Source organism: Rhizobium lentis, assembly GCF_014200175.1.
GTDB classification, from domain to species: Bacteria; Pseudomonadota; Alphaproteobacteria; order Rhizobiales; family Rhizobiaceae; genus Rhizobium; species Rhizobium mulingense.
On record NZ_JACHBD010000005.1, the window covers coordinates 280,705 to 303,958 of the forward strand.

Annotated in this window: 20 protein-coding genes and 1 riboswitch; of the genes, 13 read left to right on the plus strand and 7 right to left on the minus strand. The window is 63.6% G+C overall.

From position 1 onward, the window contains the following. Positions 1-18 precede the first annotated feature (18 nt). From GGI60_RS14380 to GGI60_RS14395, 4 genes are read right to left on the minus strand one after another with little or no spacing between them, the layout of a single operon-like run. Positions 19-1,728: a dipeptide ABC transporter ATP-binding protein gene (locus GGI60_RS14380; RefSeq protein ID WP_183916784.1), complete on the minus strand. Its 1,710-nt coding sequence runs from the start codon at positions 1,726-1,728 to the stop codon at positions 19-21. Beyond that, positions 1,725-2,576 carry an ABC transporter permease gene (locus GGI60_RS14385; RefSeq protein WP_183916786.1) on the minus strand — a complete coding sequence of 284 codons (852 nt, stop codon included), beginning with the start codon at positions 2,574-2,576 and terminating at the stop codon, positions 1,725-1,727. Before GGI60_RS14385 ends, GGI60_RS14380 begins: the two co-directional genes overlap by 4 nt. Then, positions 2,573-3,511, minus strand: coding sequence for an ABC transporter permease (locus tag GGI60_RS14390; RefSeq protein ID WP_183916788.1), 939 nt, complete (start codon positions 3,509-3,511; stop codon positions 2,573-2,575). Before GGI60_RS14390 ends, GGI60_RS14385 begins: the two co-directional genes overlap by 4 nt. A gap of 51 nt (positions 3,512-3,562) precedes the next feature. Beyond that, positions 3,563-4,453 (minus strand): proline iminopeptidase-family hydrolase, encoded by an 891-nt coding sequence (locus GGI60_RS14395; RefSeq protein ID WP_183916790.1) that lies wholly within the window; start codon positions 4,451-4,453, stop codon positions 3,563-3,565. Between the two features lie 128 nt (positions 4,454-4,581). Between GGI60_RS14395 and GGI60_RS14400 the strand changes: the two genes are divergently transcribed. Further along, a complete protein-coding gene (locus tag GGI60_RS14400) occupies positions 4,582-5,379 on the plus strand; it encodes a LuxR family transcriptional regulator (protein ID WP_183916792.1) in 798 nt (265 codons plus the stop codon). A gap of 61 nt (positions 5,380-5,440) precedes the next feature. After that, a complete protein-coding gene (locus tag GGI60_RS14405; RefSeq protein ID WP_183916794.1) occupies positions 5,441-6,343 on the plus strand; it encodes a proline iminopeptidase-family hydrolase in 903 nt (300 codons plus the stop codon). Positions 6,344-6,359: 16 nt separating this feature from the next. Here the strand turns inward: GGI60_RS14405 and GGI60_RS14410 are convergent, their stop codons facing one another. Further along, on the minus strand, positions 6,360-7,274 hold the full coding sequence (locus GGI60_RS14410; RefSeq protein WP_183916796.1) for an acetamidase/formamidase family protein: 915 nt from the start codon (positions 7,272-7,274) through the stop codon (positions 6,360-6,362). Between the two features lie 109 nt (positions 7,275-7,383). On the opposite strand from GGI60_RS14410, the gene GGI60_RS14415 reads away from it, so the two are divergent. Beyond that, entirely contained in the window at positions 7,384-7,761 is a 378-nt protein-coding gene (locus GGI60_RS14415) for a PIN domain-containing protein (protein ID WP_183916798.1), read from the plus strand. A gap of 15 nt (positions 7,762-7,776) precedes the next feature. Here the strand turns inward: GGI60_RS14415 and GGI60_RS14420 are convergent, their stop codons facing one another. Then, positions 7,777-11,250: an AAA family ATPase gene (locus tag GGI60_RS14420; RefSeq protein WP_183916800.1), complete on the minus strand. Its 3,474-nt coding sequence runs from the start codon at positions 11,248-11,250 to the stop codon at positions 7,777-7,779. After that, a complete protein-coding gene (locus GGI60_RS14425; protein WP_183916802.1) occupies positions 11,250-12,518 on the minus strand; it encodes a DNA repair exonuclease in 1,269 nt (422 codons plus the stop codon). Before GGI60_RS14425 ends, GGI60_RS14420 begins: the two co-directional genes overlap by 1 nt. 287 nt (positions 12,519-12,805) lie before the next feature. Then, a riboswitch (TPP riboswitch) is annotated at positions 12,806-12,937 on the plus strand. Between the two features lie 95 nt (positions 12,938-13,032). Here GGI60_RS14425 and thiC point away from each other — a divergent pair. From thiC to GGI60_RS14475, 10 genes are all read left to right on the plus strand, one after another. After that, entirely contained in the window at positions 13,033-14,865 is a 1,833-nt protein-coding gene (gene thiC, locus GGI60_RS14430) for a phosphomethylpyrimidine synthase ThiC (RefSeq protein ID WP_183916804.1), read from the plus strand. Between the two features lie 2 nt (positions 14,866-14,867). After that, positions 14,868-15,854, plus strand: coding sequence for a glycine oxidase ThiO (thiO, locus tag GGI60_RS14435; RefSeq protein ID WP_183916806.1), 987 nt, complete (start codon positions 14,868-14,870; stop codon positions 15,852-15,854). Further along, complete coding sequence (gene thiS, locus GGI60_RS14440) at positions 15,851-16,048, plus strand: sulfur carrier protein ThiS (protein WP_183916808.1); 198 nt, start codon at positions 15,851-15,853, stop codon at positions 16,046-16,048. Before thiO ends, thiS begins: the two co-directional genes overlap by 4 nt. Position 16,049: 1 nt before the next feature. Continuing rightward, positions 16,050-16,823, plus strand: coding sequence for a thiazole synthase (locus GGI60_RS14445; protein ID WP_183916810.1), 774 nt, complete (start codon positions 16,050-16,052; stop codon positions 16,821-16,823). Beyond that, the gene (locus GGI60_RS14450) at positions 16,820-17,434 is read left to right on the plus strand and encodes a thiamine phosphate synthase (RefSeq protein WP_183916812.1); all 615 of its coding nucleotides are present in this window, start codon (positions 16,820-16,822) and stop codon (positions 17,432-17,434) included. The genes GGI60_RS14445 and GGI60_RS14450 overlap by 4 nt, the downstream gene beginning before the upstream one ends. 182 nt (positions 17,435-17,616) lie before the next feature. Next, positions 17,617-18,645 (plus strand): substrate-binding domain-containing protein, encoded by a 1,029-nt coding sequence (locus GGI60_RS14455; protein WP_040112907.1) that lies wholly within the window; start codon positions 17,617-17,619, stop codon positions 18,643-18,645. Between the two features lie 61 nt (positions 18,646-18,706). Beyond that, on the plus strand, positions 18,707-20,233 hold the full coding sequence (locus GGI60_RS14460) for a sugar ABC transporter ATP-binding protein (protein ID WP_183917017.1): 1,527 nt from the start codon (positions 18,707-18,709) through the stop codon (positions 20,231-20,233). Positions 20,234-20,255: 22 nt separating this feature from the next. After that, entirely contained in the window at positions 20,256-21,245 is a 990-nt protein-coding gene (locus GGI60_RS14465) for an ABC transporter permease (RefSeq protein WP_183916814.1), read from the plus strand. A gap of 1 nt (position 21,246) precedes the next feature. Then, on the plus strand, positions 21,247-22,254 hold the full coding sequence (locus tag GGI60_RS14470) for a sugar-binding transcriptional regulator (RefSeq protein WP_064685329.1): 1,008 nt from the start codon (positions 21,247-21,249) through the stop codon (positions 22,252-22,254). Next, entirely contained in the window at positions 22,251-23,246 is a 996-nt protein-coding gene (locus GGI60_RS14475; RefSeq protein ID WP_183916816.1) for an aldo/keto reductase, read from the plus strand. Before GGI60_RS14470 ends, GGI60_RS14475 begins: the two co-directional genes overlap by 4 nt. Positions 23,247-23,254: the final 8 nt, after the last annotated feature.

The following is a 23,254-nucleotide window of genomic DNA, read 5'->3' on the forward strand; positions in this document are numbered from 1 at the left end:
TGTTCGTTCCCTTCGTTGTTATGGCATGCGTTTGATGGGCTGGATCGGCATCGAATGCGGATCGTCCTTGCCGTCGGCGTCCTGAAGCAGCCGCTTGTCAGGATCGATGTTGGGAATGGCGGCGATCAGCGCCGCCGTATAGGGATGCTTCGGCCGCGCGAAGACCTCTTCGGAGCGGCCTTCCTCGACGATTTCACCGCGATACATCACGACGACGCGTTCGCAGAGATTGTGGACGATTGCGAGATCATGGGCGATGAAGATCAGCGTGAGGTTCATCTTCGCGGTAAGCTCGCGGAAGAGCTCGATGATTTGCGCCTGAATGGTGACGTCGAGGGCGGCGACACATTCGTCGGCAATGATCATCTTCGGGTCGACGGCGAGCGCCCGGGCGATGCCGGCGCGCTGGCACTGGCCGCCGCTCATGCTGCGCGGTTTGCGGCCGGCGAATTCGCGTTCGAGGCCGACGAGATCGAGCAGGGCTTCGATCCGCGCCGGGATATCCGCCCTGGCCACTTTGCCCTGCACCTTCAGCACCTCGGCAAGCATCTGCGCGATCGTCAATCGCGGATTGAGCGCGTTATAGGGGTCCTGGAAGACCATCGCCGTTTCGCGCCTGAGCTTTGCCAGGCCCGCGCCCTTCTGTAGCGCCAGATCGACGCCGTCGAAGGTGACATGACCGGAGGAAAGGGGCGTAAGGCCAAGCACGGCGCGGGCAAGCGTGCTCTTGCCGCTGCCGGACTCACCGACGATGCCGACCGTCTCCCCGGCCATGATCCGCAGGCTGACGCCGGAAACCGCGCTGACCGTCTTGGCGCCGCCCTTCAGCAGGCCGCCGCCGGCTCTGAACTGCACATGGAGATCGTCGATTTCAAGCAGTGGTCGCGCCGTCCGGTTGGCGTCCGCGACGTCGGGCGACGAGGTGGGAGTCTCGCCAGATATCGAAGGGTGGCTGTCGATCAGGCTGACTGTATAGGGATGCTGCGGCCGTGCGAGGATCGCCCGCTTCGGCCCCGCTTCAATCAGCTTGCCGCCGCGCATCACGGCAATGCGGTCGCAGGTCTGGGCGACAATGCCGAGATCATGGGTAATGAGAATGATCGACAGGCCGCGCCGGTCGCGAATATCGATCAACAGCCGCAGGATCTGTGCCTGGATGGTCACATCGAGCGCCGTCGTCGGCTCGTCGGCAATCAGGATTTTGGGGTTGCAGGAGAGAGCCACGCCGATCATCGCCCGCTGCCGCATGCCGCCCGAAAATTCGTGTGGATAGCTGTCGTACTGACGCTTCGGATCGGGGAAGCCGACCTGCGCCAGGATATCCGTCGCAGCGGCGCGGGCCTCGCGGGCGCCGAGCCCCTCGTGATAGCGTATGCCCTCGGCGATCTGCTCGCCGACTCGCATCACCGGGTCGAGATGGCTGGTCGGGTTCTGGAAGATCATGCCGATCTCGCCGCCGCGCACCTTCAGCATCTCGCCGTCGTCGACCCGCATCAGGTCGCGCCCTTCGAGCAACACGGATCCGCTTTCGATCTTCAGGAGCGAAGAGGGCAGCAGCCGCACCAGGGAGCGGCAGAACAGGCTCTTGCCCGAGCCGCTCTCGCCAACGAGGCCGAGAACCTCGCCCTTGCCGAGGTCGAGCGAGACTGCATCGAGCAGCGTGCGCGGGCCGGAATCGAGATGGGCGCTGACTGTGAGATCGCAGACGGAGAGCAAGCAGCCGCTCATTCGTGCACCCCCAGCAATTCACCCAGCGCATCGCCCAGCATGCTGAACCCGAAGGCGAGGCAGACGATGGAAAGGCCGGGGAACAGGGTAATCCACCAGGCCGTGGTGATGAAGCTCTGTCCTTCCGCGACCATGACGCCCCATTCGGCGATCGGCGGCTGGACGCCGAGGCCGAGATAGCTGACGGCGGCGCCGCTGAGCAGTACCAGGGTCGCATCCGACATCGAAAAGACGATCGATCCGGCGATCGCGTTCGGCAGCAGGTGGCGGAACATGATGCGCGGGCGGCTGAAACCGAGGCTGACGGCGGCAACGGCATAGTCGCTGCCTTTCAGCACCAGCATCTGCGCCCGGATCAGCCGCGCATAAGAGACCCAGCCGACCAGCGCCATGGCGAGGTAGAAGCTGCCGGGGCCGGGGCCGAGTATCGCGATGATCGACAGCATCAGCACGAGAAAGGGGAAGGCGAGGATGATATCGACGAGACGCATGAACAGCGCGTCGACAATGCCGCCGAAGAAGCCGGCGACCGTGCCGACCGTCGTGCCGATCAGAAAGGGGAAGATGACGCCGATCAGCGCCATCTGCAGGTCGATGCGCGCGCCCCAGATGACGCGAGACAGGATATCGCGGCCGAAATTGTCAGTGCCGAACGGGTGAAGCAATGACGGCGCCTGCAGCCGCACTTCGGCATTCTGCATGATCGAGTCATAGGGCGCGATGATGGGCGCGCCGACTGCCAGCAGGACGAAAAACAGCAACAGGCCGGCACCGACAGCAAGCATCAGCCGCCGGCGGAAAAACCGGCGCCAGCCGGGCGATGCAGGCACGATCGCCTCGACGCTCATAACTTCACCCTCGGATCGACGGCGACAGTGACGATGTCGGCGATGAAGTTGATGAGCACGGTGGCGCAGGCAAAGACCATGGCGACGCCCTGTACCACCATGTAGTCACGCGAGAAGATCGCCCTGACGAGCAGTTGTCCCATGCCGGGCAGCGCAAAGACGCTCTCGACTACCACCGTCCCGCCGATCAGCCAGCCGATGTTGACGGCAAGCAGATTGATGGTCGGCACTAATGAATTCGGCAGGACGTGCCACCAGAAGACCACGCCTTCGGGCATGCCACGGGCGCGCGCCGCCGTCGCGACATCCGATTTCAGCTGCTCGATCATCGCTGCCCGCAGGCTGCGCGTCAGCACCGTCGAGAGCGACAGCGCGACCGTCAGGCTCGGCAGCACGAGATGCGACAGCTTTTCGCCGATGGTCGCGCCGTAGCCCGAAACCGGCAGCATGCCGAGCTCGACACTGAAGAGGATGATCAGCATCAGTCCCAGCCAGAAAGGCGGAAAGCCGATGCCGAAGGTCGAGACGATACGCACCGCATGGTCCGGCGCTCGGCCGGCACTGCGCGCGGCGATCGCCGCCATCGGCACCGCGACCAGCACGGACAGCACGACGCTGGAGGCAACGAGCGCAAGCGTCGGCTCGATGCGGGTGACGATCAGCTTCAGCACGTCGATCTTGTAGAGGATCGACTTGCCCATCTCGCCATTGACGAGGTTCTTGAGGAAATAGAGATATTGTAGCCACATCGGCTGATCGAGGCCGTATTGGGCGCGGATGCTGGCAAGGGCCGCAGGCGTTGCGCGCGTGCCGAGGATGTTGCGGGCGGGATCACCGGGGATCAAGCGGACCAGAATGAAAGTGATGACGCTGATGCCGAAAATGACGGGCAGGAACTGCAACGGTCGCGTCAGAACGAATTTATAGCGATGCATGACGGCGATCGCCCCTTTGACTTCGTCGGCTCCGGTCCACTGCCTCTTGCATCAGCCTGCCTCGTGCCGGGCCAGAAAATCGAGAAGCGCCGGATAATAATCCTGCGGGTTCTCATAGAAGGGCATATGGCTGGCATTGGCAAACACCTTGAGCTCGGCATTCGGCAGCGCCAGCTTCATCCTCAGCGCGCAGGCCGGTGTCAGCTCGTCATGTTCTCCCGCAGTGATCAGCACCGGCAGCGTCAGCCGCGGCAGATCGGCAATGCGGTTCCAGTCCTTGAGGTTGCCGATATAGAGAAACTCGTTCGGCCCCTGCATCGTCTCATAGGGCGCCATGTTCCAGTCGTCGAGCGAGCGGCGGACCGGCGCCGGCCATTCCGGCAGACGGCAGACATGGCGGTAGTTGAGGATGGTGACGGCGGCGAGATATTCGGGATGCTTATAGGTGCCCTGCGCCTCGTGCTTCTGCATCATCGAGACGGTTTCGGGACCGAGTGCCGCGCGCAGCCGTTCCAGTTCCGAAATCAGATGCGGCATGTCGGCGACAGTATCCTCGAGAATCAGCGTCTTGAGGTTCTGAGCGTAAGTCAGCGCATATTCGATCGCCAGCCACCCGCCCCAGGAATGGCCGAGCATGTGGACCTTGCCGAGCCCCAGCGCCTTGCGCAACGTTTCCGTCTCCTCGACATAACGGCCGATCGTCCAGAGTGAGAGATCGTCCGGCCGGTCTGAAGCGCCGGTGCCGAGCTGGTCGAAAGCAATGATACGATAACCCTTGTCGACGAGACAGGAATGCGCCTCGCGCAGGTAATCGCAGGGCAGACCCGGCCCGCCGTTCAGGCAGAAAATCGTCTCGCTGCCGGTCCCGAAACTGTAGGCAACGACGCGATAGCCATCGACACCGATCTCGAATCGCTCGTCCGGCTGTATTTCACGCCACATTGACCGCTCCGGCAGAAAGTTTCGCTTGCTCAATATTTGGGCGTGGCTAATTTTTTACCGCAAATCGCGTTCCGTGCCAGCTATAAGAAGTGATAGGGTAGGGCGCCACGTCGAAACCGGAGCAGCTCATGCTTGACGAAATCGGAACGATCAGACGGCAGTTCACGGCGCATGAAACGCTGGACGGCCGGATCGACCAGGCCTTCGAGGCGATGAAGCAGATCGGCTTTGAGGCGCTGATCTACGACTATACGCCGGTGCCCTACGATCTCGACGGCGCGATCATGATACCGTCGCTGCTGAAGCTCAGGAACATTTCGGACGACATGCACGATTACTGGTTCGATCGCGGTTATTTCCGCATCGATCCGGTGCAGCAGGTGGCGCTGCGCACCTCCGCACCCTTCTTCTGGAATTACGATCCCGATGCCGACACGCTGATCAAAGGCTTCATGAGCGAGGACACCGCGCCGGTGACGCGCTATCTGAGCGAACGCGACATGTCGACCGGCGTCACCGTCCCGGTTCACATGCCACGCGGCGACTATGCCACCGTCACCGGCGTCCGCTTCGGCCGCAACAACGATTTCGAACGGCATGCGCTGCGCTATATTGCCGACTTCAACCTGCTTGCCCATGTCTTCCACGAGACCGCCTATTCGCTTTTCGACCGGAAGGCGAGGAGCGTCGGCACGGTGCGGCTGACAGAGCGGGAACGCGAATGCCTGCGCCATTCGGCGGAAGGTTACTCGGCCAAGGAAATCTCCCGCATCATCGACCGTTCGGTGCCGACCGTGGTCATGCATCTCAATGCGGCGGCAAAGAAACTCGGAGCCCGCAACCGCACGCAGGCCGTCGTGCGCGCCACCCATTACCGCCTGCTCGAAGAACGGCCGACGCAGACCTGGCCACCCTATAACTTGTGATAGCTGCCGTCGCCGCCACCATCGCGTTATGGTCTTCAACAGACCAGAGATGGAGACGCCGGTGACCGAAATCGCGACGAATGAAGCTTATCTGCCCTTTCGCGACTATCGCACCTGGTATCGCATCACCGGCTCGCTGGAGAGCGGCAAGCTGCCTCTCGTCGTCGCCCATGGCGGGCCCGGCTGCACGCATGATTATGTGGACTCGTTCAAGGATATCGCTGCGCTCGACGGGCGGCCGGTCATCCATTACGACCAGATCGGCAACGGCAATTCCACCCGGCTTCCGGACAGGGGCCCGGATTTCTGGACGGTCGGCCTGTTTCTTGAAGAACTGGACGCGCTGCTTACCCATATACGCATCCAGCATCGTTATGCCTTCCTCGGCCAGTCCTGGGGCGGCATGCTCGGCGCCGAGCACGCGGTGCGCCGGCCGCCAGGCCTGAAGGCGCTTGTCATCGCCAACTCGCCGGCCAATATGCACACCTGGGTTTCGGAAGCGAACCGGCTGAGGATGGAACTGCCGAAAGAGGTGCAGGACACGCTGCTCAAACACGAGCTGGCAGGAAGCCTGAGCGATCCGGACTACATTGCCGCCTCCCGGGTCTTCTATGACCGCCATGTCTGCCGCGTGGTTCCGTGGCCGCCGGAAGTGGCGCGGACCTTTGCGATCATGGATGAGGACAACACCGTCTACCGCAACATGAACGGCCCGACGGAATTTCACGTCATCGGCACGATGAAGGACTGGACGATCGAAGAGCGGCTCGACCGCATCGAGGCGCCGACGCTGCTGATTTCGGGCAAATATGACGAGGCGACGCCCTTGGTGGTAAAGCCCTACGTCGACCGCGTGCCCGGCTGCGAATGGGTGCTCTTCGAAAATTCCAGCCACATGCCGCATGTCGAGGAAAAACAGCTTTGCCTGGAGACCGTTTCCGGCTTTCTGTCGCGCTACGACTGAAGCAGATGCCCACTCGTCACAATCGGCGGACCAGCCATTTCTTGGCGACACGGCAGGCCATCGTATAGGCCGGATCGAAGACATTGCCGATATCGTAACGCACCACCTGGCCCAGCAGATGGCTTGCCGCCGTTCTGTCGAGGCCGTAATCCGAGGCCAGCCAGGTCAGCATTTCGCTGGTGGCATGCTGAAGCGCCTGATCGAGGGGCCTGGCATTGCCAATGGTGAAGATGTCTTCGGTGGTTTCTCCGCGTGGCCAGACCAGTCCGGCCTTCTTTTCCACCGTCAGCCGCACCGTGACTTCGAAAGTGGTCTCGACGCCGGTGCCGACGATCTCACCATCGCCCTGCACGGCATGGCAATCGCCGAGAAAGAACAGCGCGCCGGGAGCCGATACCGGAAAACGAACGGTCGTGCCAGGGCCGAACAGGCGATAATCCATGTTGCCGCCATATTCGCCGCTGGTCGCCGTCGAGATCGCCTGACCGAGGCTGGGCGCCACCCCGAAACAGCCGATCATCGGGGCAAGCGGCAGAACGAAATTTTCGAGGCCGGCGACCGGCTCGGACAACCGGACGGTCAGCGCTTCGCGGTCGATAGCCCAGATGGCGACATCCCGCGGCGGCAGGTCGCGAACCGTTTCGGGATCGATGACATTGGCCGCGACGATGCTGCGGGTAAAACCAGTGTCCCTTGTCGGTATCATGCTGATGATCTCGACCTTCAGCGCATCTCCGGGTTCGGCGCCATCCACGAAGATCGGGCCGTTCATCGGGTTCGGACCGGATGTCCGCCGGATGCCGTCCTTGTCAAAACCGATGGCATCGAGCGTTTCGGTGACGACGGTATCGCCATCGGGGATATGCAGCGCCGGCGCAAGTGAGCCGAGAACATTGTGAAAGCGCGTCGGAATGAAGCGGTGAGTGGTCATGAGAATACAGCTCTCGCTCGTTTCGAATGCCAGGGGGCCGCGGCTGGTCTGCCCGGCGGAGAGTCCAGACTAGATCAGAGATTACTTGGGAAGCCAACATGCCCGAGGCATGCGATCTGATCTTGCCCCGCATCCTCTCAATGCTAAATGTAGGTATGTACTTACCGCGAGCTTATGCATCTCCGCCATCACGATCCTGGAGCTGGAGCGGGGAATACTCGACGTGCAGCGCCGCGATGCGGCGCAGGGGGCTCGCCTGCGTGCATGGCTGGAAAATAAGGTGCGGCCCGCATTCGCCGGCCGTATTCTGCCGGTCGATGACGCGATCGCCACACGCTGCGCGCATCTGCATATCCCGGATCCGCGCAATGAAGTGGATGCTCTGCTTGCCGCAACCGCCCTGGTTCTCGGCCTGACCGTGGTTACGCGCAATGTCCGGGATTTCGAAGGCGCGGGCGTTGTCGTGTTGGATCTGTGGCAGGGCTGATGTCTTTGCGTCCGGTCATGGCAGCTGATGTATGGTGACATCTGGAACAACGTGCCGCGCGATCTCGCAGAGATGCCAGTGATGGGTGAGGTAGATGACCTGCCCAACCTTTGCCATTGCGCCTAGAAGGCGGAAAACCTCTTCGGAGCGGGGATTGTCGAAGCTCTCCATGATGTCGTCGGCGATGAAGGGCACGGGCGGGCGAAGTGCCGCGAATTCCTCATAACCCGCCAGCCGAAGCGCGAGATAGAGCTGGAACTGCGTGCCGGTCGACATCGCATCTGCAAGCTTCGAGCCGCCGTCGCGTGACACGCCGATCAGTACTTCTTTGTCCCGGTCGGGCTGGGTCGTGAGGCCGGAATAGTTGCCGCCGGTGATCAGGTGAAAGGCTTCCGATGCGCGGTTCATCATCGAGCTGCGGTGTTTTTCGCGATAGATGCGCAGCGCCTGTTCGGCCGCCAGCGTGCCGGCGCGCAACGTCAGATGCCGCACGGCCAGTTCTTCGATCTCAAGGAAGATGGTTCGGCGTTTGGCTTCGATCCGCGCCACCGCGTCATCTCCGCCGACGGCCTCGAGCTTCTGCCGCGCCAGCGACACGTCGGAATAGAGAAGCTTGGCCCGCTCGGTGAGATCCTCGATCCGGGCGCCGAGCTCGATCGCATCGCGCTCGGCCGCATCGGCGTCGATATCGGCAAGGCGGCGTTCGGCTTCGGAAAAACTTGCCGCGCGCAATGCCTCGGCGATCTGGCCGCGCAAGGTAGCGGCCCGCGCCTCCAGCCGGTCCCGCTCTCTTGCCTGGTTCAGGAATACTTCGACCGAGGCAAGCGAGTCCGTGCCGAAATAGCCGGTCAGTTCGTTCCTGCGGGCATTGTGAACGGCAAGTTCTTCCTCTAGCGCCCGGCGTTTCTCCAACTGTTTTTCGAGATCCGCCTGCCGGTCTGCCCGAAGCTGTGCGGCATGCCGTGCCGCCTCATGGCGTTCCACCAGCGCATTGGCCGATGCGAGCGTATCGGATGCCAACCGGCTGAGGCCGCAGTCCGCGAGAAGAGCGGCGATATCCCCGCGGAACTGCTCCTGGTCGCGCTCCATCGCGGCAACGCGGCTTGCGAGGTCGTCCCGCTCCTTCAGGATGGCGGGCAGTGCGGCGAGCGCATCCAGCACGGCGCGGACGGCGGCCATCGAGCCAGCCTTGTCGGCAAACCAGGTTCGCGACAGCGCCTCCGCCCATTCCCGGTTCCAGGCCGCGACCGCAGCTTCCGCCTCCTGCCGGTCCCGCTCGCGTTCCCTGACATTGCGGTCGAGATCGCCGATTGTCTTCTCGTGCGCCTGCCGCGCCGCCTGTTCGGCTTTGCAGGCGGCGAGCACATCGCTCGCCGCCTGCATCAGCGCGGCGACCGGCAGATCCTCGGCGCCACCATGGCCGGCATCCGCAAGGCTCGCTGCAAGCGTTGCGGCATGGCTGTCCAATTCGCCGCGAAGTGCCTCCACCGCGTCTTCGGCCCGCTGCAGTTCGTCCCAGGCGGCCAGCGCTGCGGCTCGCTTGGTGCTCCATGCCTCGAGTGCTGCTATGCTCGGCGAAGCTTCGGCGTCATATTCGATTGCCTCGGGCAGGAGGCCACGGATGCGCTCGGCAAGCACATCATGTTCGGCGCGCGCCTCGCTAAGCAATTCCGTTTGCCGTTCGATCGCCGCCGCCGTTGCCGCTTCGGTCAGGCGGAGCTGACGCAGCTCGGCAAGTTCCTGCGCGCGTGACAGGCGGCCGGCGGACACGACATCGTCCTGGCGCATCCGCTCTTCGAATGTCCGGGCGGTGGCGGCATTCAGGCTGGCAAGATGCGCCTGCCAGGCGGCATCGCGTTCATCGCGCAGCCTCGCGGCCTCGGCATCGTCGATCGAACCACCGGCGACGAAGGCCGCGATCCGGGCTTTGGTCAGCGCCTGTTCGGTGCCTAGATCGCGCAGCCGTGCCTCGTGATCCGCAATCCGCTTGTCGATGGAGATCGCCTGGCCACGCCAAGCCTCGGTCTGCCGAGGCTCCGCCGCGCTCGTCCGCTGCAGAGCGACGGCATCACCTGACCAGGGCGCAAGCTGTGCGAACTGCTTCTCATGTATTCGCTTCGCCTGCACGAGTGTGCGTTCTTCCACGGTGAGCCGCGTTGCGAGATCGGACCCGGCCAGCCGGCTCAGGGCCGCCTCGATGCGGCCGAGACGTGCGCGATCGAGGATCGCGGCTCCGTTTTGCGAGCCGCCTTCCTTGTTCAGCCTTTCGAGATTCTCGCGCGCCCGCACCAGTTCGCGGCCTGCGGCAGCCAGATTGGCCTCGACGCCGGAACGTCGCTCGATGAGATCGCGGATGATGCCGATCAGCGAGGCGGGCAGCAGCAGCGCCTCGGGCGTCGCATGGCCAGGCTGTTCGAGATCGGCCAGCAGCCGCACCAGCTCGCCTTCCTGTTCGGCCAGCGCCAGCCGGCGCTTCGGCAGGTCGCTCTCAGCCGCGAGATAGCGCGCCCGACCCTGATCCAGCATGTCCATATGCGCGGCGATCGCCAGCGCCTTGTCGTCGATCGTGATCGCCTCGATCTCGTCGGCAAGCTGGCGCAGCGTGCGGTCGGCGGTTTCGACAAGCGCCTGCAGCCGCGTCTCGTTATGGAAAAGCTGCGGCAGCAGTGTGAACCATTCGGCCGGCGGCCGCGGCAGGTCGCCCATGCTGGCTGCGTCGGCGTCCAGCCGCCGGAGTTCCAGCGCCGCCGGCAGGGCGCCGAGAAGACGCGTCAGCTCCTGGTGCCGGGCCTTGGCCTCGGCCAGTTCCCGCGTCGTCGCGGCATAGGCGGCGTCGGCCTGCTCGTGGGCCGATTTCAGGCCCGAATAGGTGGAGGCAAGCGTGTCGATGGCATTGCGCTCGGCCTTCAGCGCTTCGAGCGCGCGTTTGAGTTCCGCGAGCTTCGTGCTCGACGACCGCTTCTTGTGAATCCCATTGGCTTCATCGACGGCCGTCACCAGCGAGCGGCTGAGGCCCGCAAGACCCGAGCTTGCGGAAAACAGCAGCTCGCCAAGCTCGCCCTTGCTTTGAATGATGGCGTTGCCGCCTTCCTTGAGCGACTGGTCGTCGAGCGAGAACATGGTGCGATAGGCCTCGCGGCCGACGCCGCCGAGCGCGCCCGCGAGCAGCGCCTCGTTCACAGCCTGTCCCCGATCATCGACGAGGCTGCCGGTCCGCAATTTGAGCCGCGCCAGCTCTTGGTGCGCGCCACCGAATTCCAGCCGCGCACCGACCTTCATCGTATTGTAGGGATGCAGGAAATTATAGGTGCTGCGCTCGCCTATGCCGTAGAGCAGATCGAGATAGGCGGCGAAGGTGGTCGACTTGCCCGCTTCGTTGAGGCCATAGACGATGTGCAGATCGGGCGAACCCGGTCGGACCGCGCCGAAGTCGATCGAGTGGTCGGTGAACTTGCCATAACGGATGAGGTCGAGACGGCGCAGGCGCATCAGCTGTCTCCCCGCTCCGCGGCCTTCATCCGGGCGGCGATGTCCTCGACGCCGTCAGCGAGAAGGCGGTCGATGAAGCGTTCGAAACCCGCCTCGTCATGTCCGGCAAAGGCCCGGCTCTCGGGCGGCAGGTCGGCGAGCAGGTCGCGAACCATCTCCCTGACATCGTCGCGAAAGCCGCTGCGGGCGATGACCTCGTCCCGCATCAGCGCGCCGAGTTCGATGACGGGATCGGCGGCGGATTCGGCTGCGAGGATCGTGGGCGCTTCGAAGGCGAGTTCCAGCTTCTCGATCCAGGTTCGGCCGATCCGGTCACCGCGCTGCTCGGCTTCCGCCTGCATGAGGTCGACATCGCGGCGAAGCTGCCAGGAGAGCGGCGTGCGACCGGAAAGCCTGAGGCGCGCGACGAGATGCGGCGAGGCCGTATGGTCGCGCTGCGCCGTCAGTGCCGCTTCGATCGCCATGGCCGCATCACGCCAATCATCGACACCCGTGAGGTCGACATCGACGCGCTCGAACTGCGCGATGCTGGTGCGCCGCTCCTCGACCGTCACCGTCCGGTCGTCCGCCACGGTCACCAGCGAAACGGTTTTGACGCCCGACTCGTTGATGTCGCGGCCTTGCGGCATGCCGGGCATGATGATCGTCGCCGTGCCGGGATACTGGCTCCGCTGATGAAGATGCCCGAGCGCCCAGTAGTCGAATCCCCAGGCGTGAAGGTCGAGTACGTTGCAGGGCGCATAGACGTCATGGCCGGCGGATCCGGCAAGGCTCGTATGCATGATGCCGATATTGACCGCTCCCGCCACCGGCGGCTTGTACTTCGGCAGAAGCGGGTCCGGCGCTTGCGGCTTGGCAAAGCTCAGACCGTGGATCGCGATCGACAGGCTGCCTTTTGTCGCCTCCACGGTCTCGGCATGGCCGCCGAAGATCTTCACCGTGTCGGGCATCACCAGCTCCCTGGCGATCTTCGACATCGCGTCGTGATTGCCGCGAATCTTGAAGACACCAATCCCCGCCCGGTGCAGCCGTTCCAGCTGGCTTGCCAGGAAGCGCGCCGTTTTCATCGACGTCTGCTCGCCGTCATAGAGATCGCCGGCGATAATGAGTGCATCGACCTGCTCCTCGAGGCAAAGGTCGACGATCACGATCAGCGCCTGCCGGCTGGCGTCACTCACGAGATCGGCCAGCTCGGCGTTGCGAAGCGCCAGGGAACGCAGGGGAGAGTCGAGATGGAGATCGGCAGTGTGGACGAAACGATAGGCCATGAATGCAAAAGCCGCGTGGATAGGACGATGAGCCGGTGCCGTCGGACAGGTGAACGCGCGGTCGCTGTCCTGACCGTGAGCATGAGATTATGGAGCACGCCTCCAAGGGGCGCGAGCGAAATGGGCCGGCAAACCGGCCCATCCACAATCAATGTTGGTCGACCGGCGCCGGTACGGCCGCCGGCACACTCTGCGATCCCAGCCGATCGGCAACCAGCATCGACAGCCACTGCCTTGAAACGCAAAAGGGCTTCTTGACACAAAGGCCGCTGCGGTCTTTGATGGCCAACATTCACCAGGGGTGTCCCGGCAAGGGGCTGAGATTCTGCTAGACGATACGGCTTTGCCTGTTGTGGCGCAGTGACCCGTTGAACCTGATCCAGTTCATACTGGCGTAGGGACGGTGCGGACGCTGCGGCTGTTGGGCGGATTTTCGCTTTGTCGCGCAAGGCGTCTTTCCATCATTCCAACACTGGAACTGGGTCTCCAAACGTCAAACCTTGGAGCCTCATCCATGAATATTGTTGCACCCCAGCTTACTCCCGTCGTCACCACCGGCTCGCTTCCGGCCTCGACCAAGATCGTCAAGCCCGGAACGCTCTATCCGGATCTGCGCGTGCCGATGCGAGAAATCAGCCTTCACCCGACCTCCGGCGAGCCGCCGGTTACGGTCTATGATTCCTCCGGCCCCTATACCGATCCGGCCCATGTGGTTTCTATCGACGCCGGGCTGCCGCGTTTGCGCGAAGCATGGGTCAGGGCGCGTGGCGACGTCGAAGCCTATGAAGGCCGGGTGGTGAAGCCTGAAGACAATGGTTTTGCCACCGGCGAGCGGCTGACGCCGGAATTTCCCATTCGCAACACGCCGCTGAAGGCAAAGGCCGGACGTGCCGTCACCCAGCTCGCCTATGCGCGTGCCGGCATTGTCACCCCGGAAATGGAGTTTATTGCGATTCGCGAAAACCTCGGCCGGCAGGCCGCGAAGGAGGTGCTCGCGCGCGACGGCGAGAGCTTCGGCGCGCATGTTCCGGATTTCGTGACGCCCGAATTCGTGCGGCGGGAAGTCGCCGAGGGCAGGGCGATCATCCCCGCCAATATCAACCACCCCGAAACCGAACCGATGATCATCGGCCGCAATTTCCTGGTGAAGATCAACGCCAATATCGGCAATTCGGCGGTCACCTCGTCGATGGCGGAAGAGGTGGAGAAGATGGTCTGGGCGATCCGCTGGGGCGCCGACACGGTCATGGACCTTTCCACCGGCCGCAACATTCACAACATCCGGGAATGGATCATTCGCAATTCGCCGGTTCCGATCGGCACCGTGCCGCTTTACCAAGCGCTCGAGAAGGTGAACGGCATTGCCGAAGATCTGACCTGGGAAGTCTATCGGGATACGCTGATCGAACAGGCCGAGCAGGGCGTCGACTATTTCACCATCCATGCCGGCGTGCGGCTGGCCTATATCCCGCTCACCGTCAATCGCGTCACCGGCATCGTCTCACGCGGCGGCTCGATCATGGCCAAGTGGTGTCTGCATCACCACAAGGAGAGTTTCCTCTACGAGCATTTCGAGGAAATCTGCGACATCTGCCGTGCCTATGACGTCTCATTCTCGCTCGGCGACGGTTTGCGTCCGGGGTCGATCGCGGACGCCAATGACGCAGCACAATTTGCCGAACTCGAAACCCTCGGCGAATTGACCAAGATTGCCTGGGCGAAGGACTGCCAGGTGATGATCGAAGGCCCCGGCCATGTGCCGATGCACAAGATCAAAGAGAATATGGACAAGCAGCTCAAGGTCTGCGGCGAAGCCCCCTTCTATACGCTCGGACCGCTGACGACCGACATCGCGCCGGGCTATGACCACATCACTTCCGGCATCGGGGCCGCGATGATCGGCTGGTTCGGCACGGCCATGCTCTGCTACGTCACGCCGAAGGAGCATCTGGGACTGCCTGACCGCAGCGACGTCAAGACCGGCGTCATCACCTACAAGATCGCCGCCCATGCGGCCGATCTCGCCAAGGGACATCCGGCCGCCCGCATCCGCGACGATGCGCTGTCGCGCGCACGCTTCGAATTCCGCTGGGAGGACCAGTTCAATCTCTCCCTCGACCCGGATACGGCCCGTTCCTTCCACGACGAGACCCTGCCGAAGGAGGCGCACAAGGTGGCGCACTTCTGTTCGATGTGCGGCCCGAAATTCTGCTCCATGCGAATTTCCCACGACATTCGCGCCGAAGCCCAGAAGGAAGGATTAGAAGCCATGGCGGCCAAGTACCGCGATGGCGGCGATCTCTACATGCCGGTCGCAGAGGTCGCGAAAACTCCAGCCGGAGAATGACCATGCGCGTTCTCGTCAAAGGGGCCGGCGTTGCCGGCCTCACCGTGGCCTGCGAGCTCTATCGCCACGGCTTCCGCGTCACCCTCGCGGAGCAGGCCGACAAGGCCGGGGCCGGCGCATCCGGCTTTGCCGGCGGCATGCTGGCGCCGTGGTGCGAACGGGAAAGTGCGGAGGAGCCGGTGCTGACGCTCGGTCGCCTTGCCGCCGATTGGTGGGATGCGGCATTGCCCGGCCATGTCAATCGCCGGGGAACGCTTGTCGTGGCCGGCGGGCGCGATGCCGGCGAGCTCGACCGCTTTTCCCGCCGGACAAGCGGATGGGAATGGCTGGACGAGGCGGCGATCGCCGCTTTGGAGCCTGATCTCGCCGGCCGCTTCCGCAGGGCGCTGTTCTTCCGGCAGGAAGCGCATCTCGACCCACGGCAGGCACTCGCGGCCCTGGCCGCAGGGCTTGAGGACGCCCGCATGCGTCTTATGCTCGGCGTCACGGGCGAAGCTGACCTTGCCAATTGTGACCGGGTAATCGACTGCACCGGTGCCGCCCAGATCGGCCGGCTGCCCGGATTGCGCGGTGTTCGTGGCGAGATGCTGTGCATCGAAACGGGCGAGGTCAGTCTCTCCCGCCCCGTTCGCCTGCTGCATCCGCGCCACCCGATCTATATCGTCCCGCGCGAAAAAAACCGCTTCATGGTCGGCGCGACGATGATCGAAAGCGGCGATGACGGCCCGATTACCGCGCGTTCGCTGATGGAATTGCTGAACGCCGCCTACGCCTTGCATCCTGCCTTCGGCGAGGCACGGGTTACGGAAACCGGCGCAGGCGTGCGGCCCGCCTATCCCGACAATCTGCCGCGTGTGACACAGGAGGGACGCACCCTCCATGTCAACGGCCTCTACCGCCACGGCTTTCTGCTGGCGCCGGCCATGGCCGCAGAGGTCGCGCGGCGTCTTCTCACAGAACAAGGACAACCGGAAAGGAAGGCGTCATGACCTTCATCATCAATGGCGAGGAACAGGAGGTCGCGGCCGCGACGCTCGCAGATCTGCTTCTCGCTCTGGACTACGAAGGCGGGTGGCTCGCAACCGCGGTGAACGGCGAACTGGTGCACCGCGAGGATCGTGCCGATTTCATGCTCGGCGAGCGCGACCGCATTGAAATTCTCTCACCGATGCAGGGAGGCTGACATGCTGAAACTCTACGACGTCGAGGTCCATTCCCGGCTGCTGCTCGGCACCGCCCGCTACCCGTCGCCCGCCGTCCTGGCAGAAGCCGTGAGACGCTCGAAGGCGGAAATTGTCACCGTCTCGCTGCGGCGCGAGGCCGCCGGCGGCAAGGCGGGCGGCGCCTTCTTCGAGCTTATCCGCGAGCTCGGCGTGCGGGTGCTGCCGAATACGGCCGGGTGCCACAGCGTGCAGGAGGCTGTGCTGACAGCGAAGATGGCGCGCGACGTTTTCCGCACCGACTGGATCAAGCTCGAAGTGATCGGCCATCACGATACGCTGCAGCCCGATGTCTTCGGCCTTGTCGAAGCGGCCCGCATCCTAACCGGAGAGGGCTTTCAGGTCTTCCCCTATACCACCGACGACCTTGTCGTCGCCGAAAAGCTGCTGGAGGCCGGCTGCCGCATCCTGATGCCCTGGTGCGCGCCGATCGGCTCCGCCATGGGACCGATGAACCCGATGGCACTGCGGTCATTCCGAGCGCATTTTCCTGAAGTGCCGCTCATCGTCGATGCCGGCATCGGCCGCCCGTCGCATGCCGCCGCCGTCATGGAGTACGGTTACGACGCCGTTCTTCTCAACACTGCCGTTGCCGGCGCGGGCGATCCCGCTGCTATGGCCGAAGCCTTCGCGCTTGCCATCGATGCCGGCCGTCTTGCGCATGGCGCCGTGCCGCTGGAGCCACGCGACATGGCCGTTCCTTCCACTCCCGTCATCGGAAAGGCCGTCTTCTCATGAAGCTCGACCCCTTCTATCTCATCGTCGACAGCGCCGAATGGATCGAGCGTCTCGTGCCGCTCGGCGTCAAACTCGTCCAACTGCGCATCAAGGACCGGCCGGAGCCGGTGCTTCGCGAGGAGATCCGGCGTGCGAAAGCCGCCTGCGCGGCAGCGGGCTGCCAATTGATCATCAACGATTACTGGAGGCTGGCAATCGACGAGGGATGCGATTTCATTCATCTCGGGCAGGAAGACCTGATGGCGGCCGATCTGGCTGCCATTCGGCGCGTCGGCCTGAAGCTCGGCCTTTCCACGCACGATCCGTCAGAATTAGAAACCGCGCTGGCCGCCGCACCGGACTATGTTGCCCTTGGGCCGGTCTGGCCCACGATCCTCAAAGAAATGAAATGGGCGCCGCAAGGCGTCGAACGACTTGCGGACTGGCGGCGACGTGTCGGACCAATGTCGCTCGTTGCCATTGGCGGGATCACTGCCGAACGCGCGCCGCTAGTATTGGAAAACGGGGCCGAAAGCGCTGCCGTGGTTACCGATATCACTCGCAATCCGGATCCCGAGGCCCGTACACGACAGTGGCTGGCCGCGACCGCGCCGTGGCGATCTGTCGGTTGAGACGCCGCATCTAGCCCGACGTGAAATATATTTCACGTCGTGAATTATATTGACAGGCGTCGAGCTTTACGCTTAGCTGCCCATACCGGACGTCGAGGAGGAAGTCCGGACTTCAACACGATCAGCGGCGCTTTTCGGCGCCCTCGGGCTTTTGGGAGAGGCTTCGGCCTCAAGGAGGACTCTTGCGCACTTTACTCACCACGACCGCAATGGCGGTTTTTGCTGCAACGTTTATCGCCGGCGCCGCAAGCGCGGGAACGGAAAACCCGTTCCGCTGCAAGCCGGGCGAAAAATACGTCATGAACGTTATGGTTTCGGGTGTCGAATATTGGTTCCCCGTTTACGAGATGTTCAAGCAGGCGGGGCAACAACTCGGCTGCGAAACGGAATATACCGGCACACCGGAATATGACGTCAACAAGCAGATCGCCACCTTCGACCAGGCGCTGGCGCAAAATCCGGCCGGAATTCTTGTCCATCCGATGAATTCCGACCCGTTCATCGAGCCGATCAACCGCGCCATCGGCCAAGGCACGGCGGTCGTCACCTTTGCCGCCGACTCGCCGCTGTCCAAGCGCGTCTCCTTCATCACCTCGGACAACACCCGCGAAGGCACCTATGCCGCCGATGCGATCGCCGAGAAGATGGGCGGCAAGGGCGAATACGCCGTTCTCGAAAATCCCGGCCAGGACAACCACGATAAGCGCATCGCCGCCTTCATCGCCCGCATGGAAGAGAAGTGGCCGGATATGAAGCTCGTCGGCCGCGCCGCGTCCAACCAGGATCCGACCAAGGCCTATCAGGGGCTTTCCAGCCTCATCCAGGCCAACCCGAACCTTGGGGCGGTTTTCATGCCGGAAGCGAACTCCGCGATCGGCGCCGCGCAGGCCAACAAGGAAACCGGCGGCAAGGTCCTCGTCATGTGCGCCGACGTCAATGCCAACATACTCGACATGATCAAGGCCGGCGAAGTCTTCGGCTCGATCAACCCCAACCAGGGCATGCAGGGTTATATGGGCTTCATGCTGCTGTGGCTCGCCAAGCACCCGGAACTGATCGACCCGATGAACGACGCCAAGCGCTCGGGCTTCAACCCGATGAGCATCCCGGTCGTCGACAACGGCCTCTCCATCGTCACCGCCGCAAATGCCGACGACTTCTATTGGGACAAGTACCTGAAGCATCGCGGCACCAAGGGCATCGAGGAATGAGACCCGGACAGGCCATCCGCACTTTCGGTGCGGATGGCCGAGATGGAGAGGGAGGAAGATGATGACGGAGCCCGTGCTCACCATTCATGGCGTCACCAAGCATTTTGGGGCGGTGAAGGCGTTGACGGATGTCGACTTCACTCTCGAACGCGGTGAAGTCCATGCGCTCTGCGGCGAGAACGGCGCCGGCAAGTCGACGCTGATGAACATCATCGCCGGCGTGCTGCAGCCGACCGAAGGCGAAATCCACGTCGACGGCAAGGTTGTGCGCATTTCCTCTCCCGCCGTTGCCCAGTCTCTGGGCATCGGCCTGGTGCACCAGGAAATCGCGCTCTGCCCGGATGCGACGGTCGCTGAAAACATGTTCATGGCGGCGACCAATCGCCGTCGGGCACCGCTCATGAACTACCGCGGCCTGGAGCGCGATGCGCAGGCGGTGATGAACCGGCTTGCCGCGATCGATGTCCGCCGCAAGGTCGCCGACCTGCCGATATCAAGCCAGCAGTTGGTCGAGATCGCCAAGGCGCTGACGCTCGACTGCCGCGTGCTGATCCTCGACGAACCGACGGCTGCCCTGACCGAGACCGAGGCGCGACAGCTCTTCTCGATCATCCACGATCTCAAGGCGAACGGCATTTCGATCATCTATATCAGCCACCGCATGGCGGAAATCTTCAGCCTCTGCGACCGGGTCACCGTGTTCCGTGACGGCCGCTACGTCTGCACCGACCGCATTGCCGACGTGACGCCGGATGACGTGGTGCGCCGCATGGTCGGCCGCGAGATCACGCAGCTCTATCCCGACAAGCTGGGCGCCGGCGAACCGTCAGGCGAGATCATTCTCGAGGTTGAAGGCATCAGTGACGGGATGCGTTTTCACGACGTCAGCTTCGGCCTGCGCAGGGGCGAGATCCTCGGCATCGGCGGCCTCATCGGCTCCGGCCGCACGGAAATCGCCGAAGGCATCTGCGGACTGCGGCCACGCACGGCAGGAACCGTCCGCCTGCACGGCACGACGCAACCGATCCGCGCCTATTCCGATGCCGTGAAAGCCGGCATCGTCTACCTGTCCGAGGACCGCAAGGGATCGGGCGTCTTTCTCGAAATGTCCGTCGCGCAGAACATATCGGTGCTGGACCTGAAGGCGCTCACCAATTCGTTCGGCCTGCTGAATGGCCGCGCGGAGGCCGCCCTAGCGGATGATTTTGCCCGAAGGCTTGCCGTGCGCATGAGCGGCATCGAAGCGCCGGTGAAATCGCTTTCCGGCGGCAACCAGCAGAAAGTGGCGATCGCCAAGCAGCTCGCGGTGAAGCCGAAAGTCATTCTGATGGACGAGCCCACGCGCGGCATCGATGTCGGCGCGAAAGCGGAGATCCACCGCCTGCTGCGCGAGCTGGCAAGCTCGGGCATCGGCATCATCGTCATCTCCTCGGAAATGCCGGAGCTGCTCGGCCTTTCCGACCGGCTGCTGGTCGTCCGCGAGGGACGCATCGCGGGAGAGCTCAGTGCCGACGAGATGTCGGAAGAGGCCGTGATCCGCCTTGCCTCCGGCATGGGCAGCGCAAGGGCGGCAGACCATGCCGCGTGAAGAGAACATGGGAGAGAGGGAAATGGCAATCGACACGATGGCGGCAGGCCTGCCCAGGACGTCGTCCTTCAAACGCATCGGCACGATGCGCGAGGCAGGGCTGATCGCGATCATCCTGGCGCTCGGCATCATCATGAGTTTCGCCTCGCCGCACTTCCTGACGCTCGGCAATTTCCGCGCCATGCTGATGAGCTTTTCCGTGGAGGGCATCGTCGTTGTCGGCATGACGATCCTGCTCATCGTCGGCGGCATCGACCTTGCGGTCGGCTCCGTCGTCTGTTTCGCGATGGTGCTTTCGGGCTCGCTCTTTCTTGCCGGGCTCGATCCGTGGACGGCCTCGCTTGCCGGCATTCTTGCCAGCAGCGCCATCGGCGCCATCATGGGCTTCTTCGTGACCGTCGTCGGCCTCAACCATTTCATCACGTCGCTGGCGGGCATGGTGATCGTGCGCGGCCTCTGCCTCATCATCACCAAGGGCACGCCGCTTTCGCTCTTCACGCTGCCGGCCGGCTTCAAGGCGGTGGGGCAGGGCACGTTCTACGGCGTTCCCTACGTCATCCTGATCTTCGTCGCCGTCGTCATCCTGTTCGATTTCCTGCTGCGCCGGGCGACCGCCTTCCGCAAGGTGTTCTACACGGGCAGCAACGAGAAGGCGGCGCTCTATTCCGGCATCAAGACGAACCAAGTGAAGTTCTGGGTGACGGTGCTGTGCTCGACGCTCGCCGGCGTCGCCGGCGTCATCTACATGTCCCGCTTCGGCGCGGCGACGCCCACGTTCGGCGTCGGCATGGAGCTGAACATCATCGCAGCCGCGGTGATCGGCGGAGCCTCGCTGAACGGCGGTTCGGGGACCATCCTCGGGGCCATTCTCGGCATCGCGCTTCTTTCCCTCGTCACCTCGTCGCTGATCCTGCTAAATGTTTCCGTCTATTGGCAGGACTTGATCAAAGGATGCATCCTGCTTGCCGCCGTATCCATCGACCATTTCCTGCACAAGCGGAAGGCCGCCTGACATGCCGATCGCCAAACTGAAACCCAGGACGACAGCCCCGCGCGAGGAAATCGTCATCGCCCGCCAGATGCACCAGGCGCTCGTCCTGCATTTTCTGGAGGGCCTGACGCAGGCGCAGATCGCCGATCAGCTCGGAATCTCGCACGCGACCGTCAACCGCCTCATCAAGCGGGGCCGGCAGCTCGGCCTGGTCGAGATCAAGATCAAATCGCCGATCGAACCTCTGGTCGATATGGAGGAGCGGCTTCTGGCGCTCGGCGGCATCAGCCGCGCGGTCGTGGTCCCGACCGTCTCCGACAATCCGCAGACCGCGCTGCAGGCGGTCGGCGAGGCGGCGGCCCGCCTACTGCTCGAAGAAATCGCCGATGGCGATACGATCTGCATCACCGGCGGCAAGGGCGTCAGCGCCGTCGTGGCCGGTCTCCAGGCGCCGCGCCGCTTCGATGTCGAGGTCATTCCGGCAACAGGCTGTGTGCAGGGCAAACACTATACCGACGTCAACCACGTATCGACCCTGATGGCCGACCGACTTGGCGGGCGCTCCTACCAGATCCACGCGCCGCTCTTTGCCGATGACGCCGAGCAGCGGTCGATGCTGATCAACATGCGCTCCGTCGCCGACGTTTTCCGGCGGGCGCGGGAAGCGAAGGTCGCGGTGGTCGGCATCGGCTCGATCCTGACCGATGATTCGAGCTATTACGACCTGCACCCTTCCTCCAGCACCGATCGCGCGGCGATCGAGCGTTCGGGCGCCAGCTGCGAACTGCTCGCCCATTTGCTCGACGATCACGGCCGCGTCTGCGACTACAGCCTGAACCGGTCGCTGGTTTCGCTGACGCTGCCGGAATTCGCCTCGATCCCGACGAAGATCGGCGTCGCCAGCGGCCCGAACAAGGCCGGGCCGATCCTCAGCATCCTGCGCGGCAACCATCTCGATACGCTCGTCACCGACGAGGCGACCGGCGCGCGCATTCTTGAACTCGCATCCGAGGAAGGATTTTCCGCATGAGCGGCGAACAGTTGACCCGTGAAATCGGCCGCTCCGGCGTCAAGGCCTCGGCCGTCGGCCTCGGCACCTGGGCCATCGGCGGCTGGATGTGGGGCGGCACGGACGAGGCGCAATCCATCGCCGCGATCCAGGCCTCGCTCGATGCCGGCGTTACCCTCATCGACACGGCGCCGGCCTACGGCCTGGGCCGGTCCGAAGAGATCGTCGGCAAGGCGCTTGCCGGACGCCGCGACAAGGCGGTGATCGCCACCAAATGCGGGCTGGTGTGGCATACGCAGAAGGGCAACCATTTCTTCGACCAGGACGGCAAGCCGGTGCACCGCTATCTCGGGCGGGACTCGATCGTTCACGAGGTGGAGGAAAGCCTGCGCCGCCTCGGCACGGATCATATCGACCTCTACATCACCCATTGGCAGGACCCGACGACGCCGATCGAGGAGACCGTCGCGGCGCTGGAAGAACTGAAACAGGCCGGAAAGATCCGCGCAATCGGCGCCAGCAATGTCGACCGGTCGGAGCTCGAACAATATACCGCGACCGGTTCGCTCGATGCGATCCAGGAGCGGTTCAGCATGATCGATCGCCAGATCGAGGCGGACCTGCTGCCGCTCACCATCGCCAACGGCGTGTCGACGCTCAGCTATTCCTCACTGGCGCTAGGCCTGCTTTCCGGCGCTATCGGGCCTGAGCGCGTGTTTTCCGGCGACGACCAGCGCAAGGACAATCCGCGCTTTTCCGTCGCCAATCGCCGCAAGGCCAAGGATTTTGCCGAGGCGATCCGGCCCGTCGCGGAGCGCCAGGGCGCCAGCATCGCGCAGACGGTGATCGCCTGGACACTGGCTCAGCCGGGCATAACCTTCGCGCTTTGCGGCGCGCGAAACCCGGCGCACGCGCTCGACAATGCGCGGGCCGGAACGCTTCGCCTTTCAACCGCCGATCTCGCGGCCATCGACACCGCCATATCGGCGCAGCTCGCCACCATGGACGGATAACGGACGCC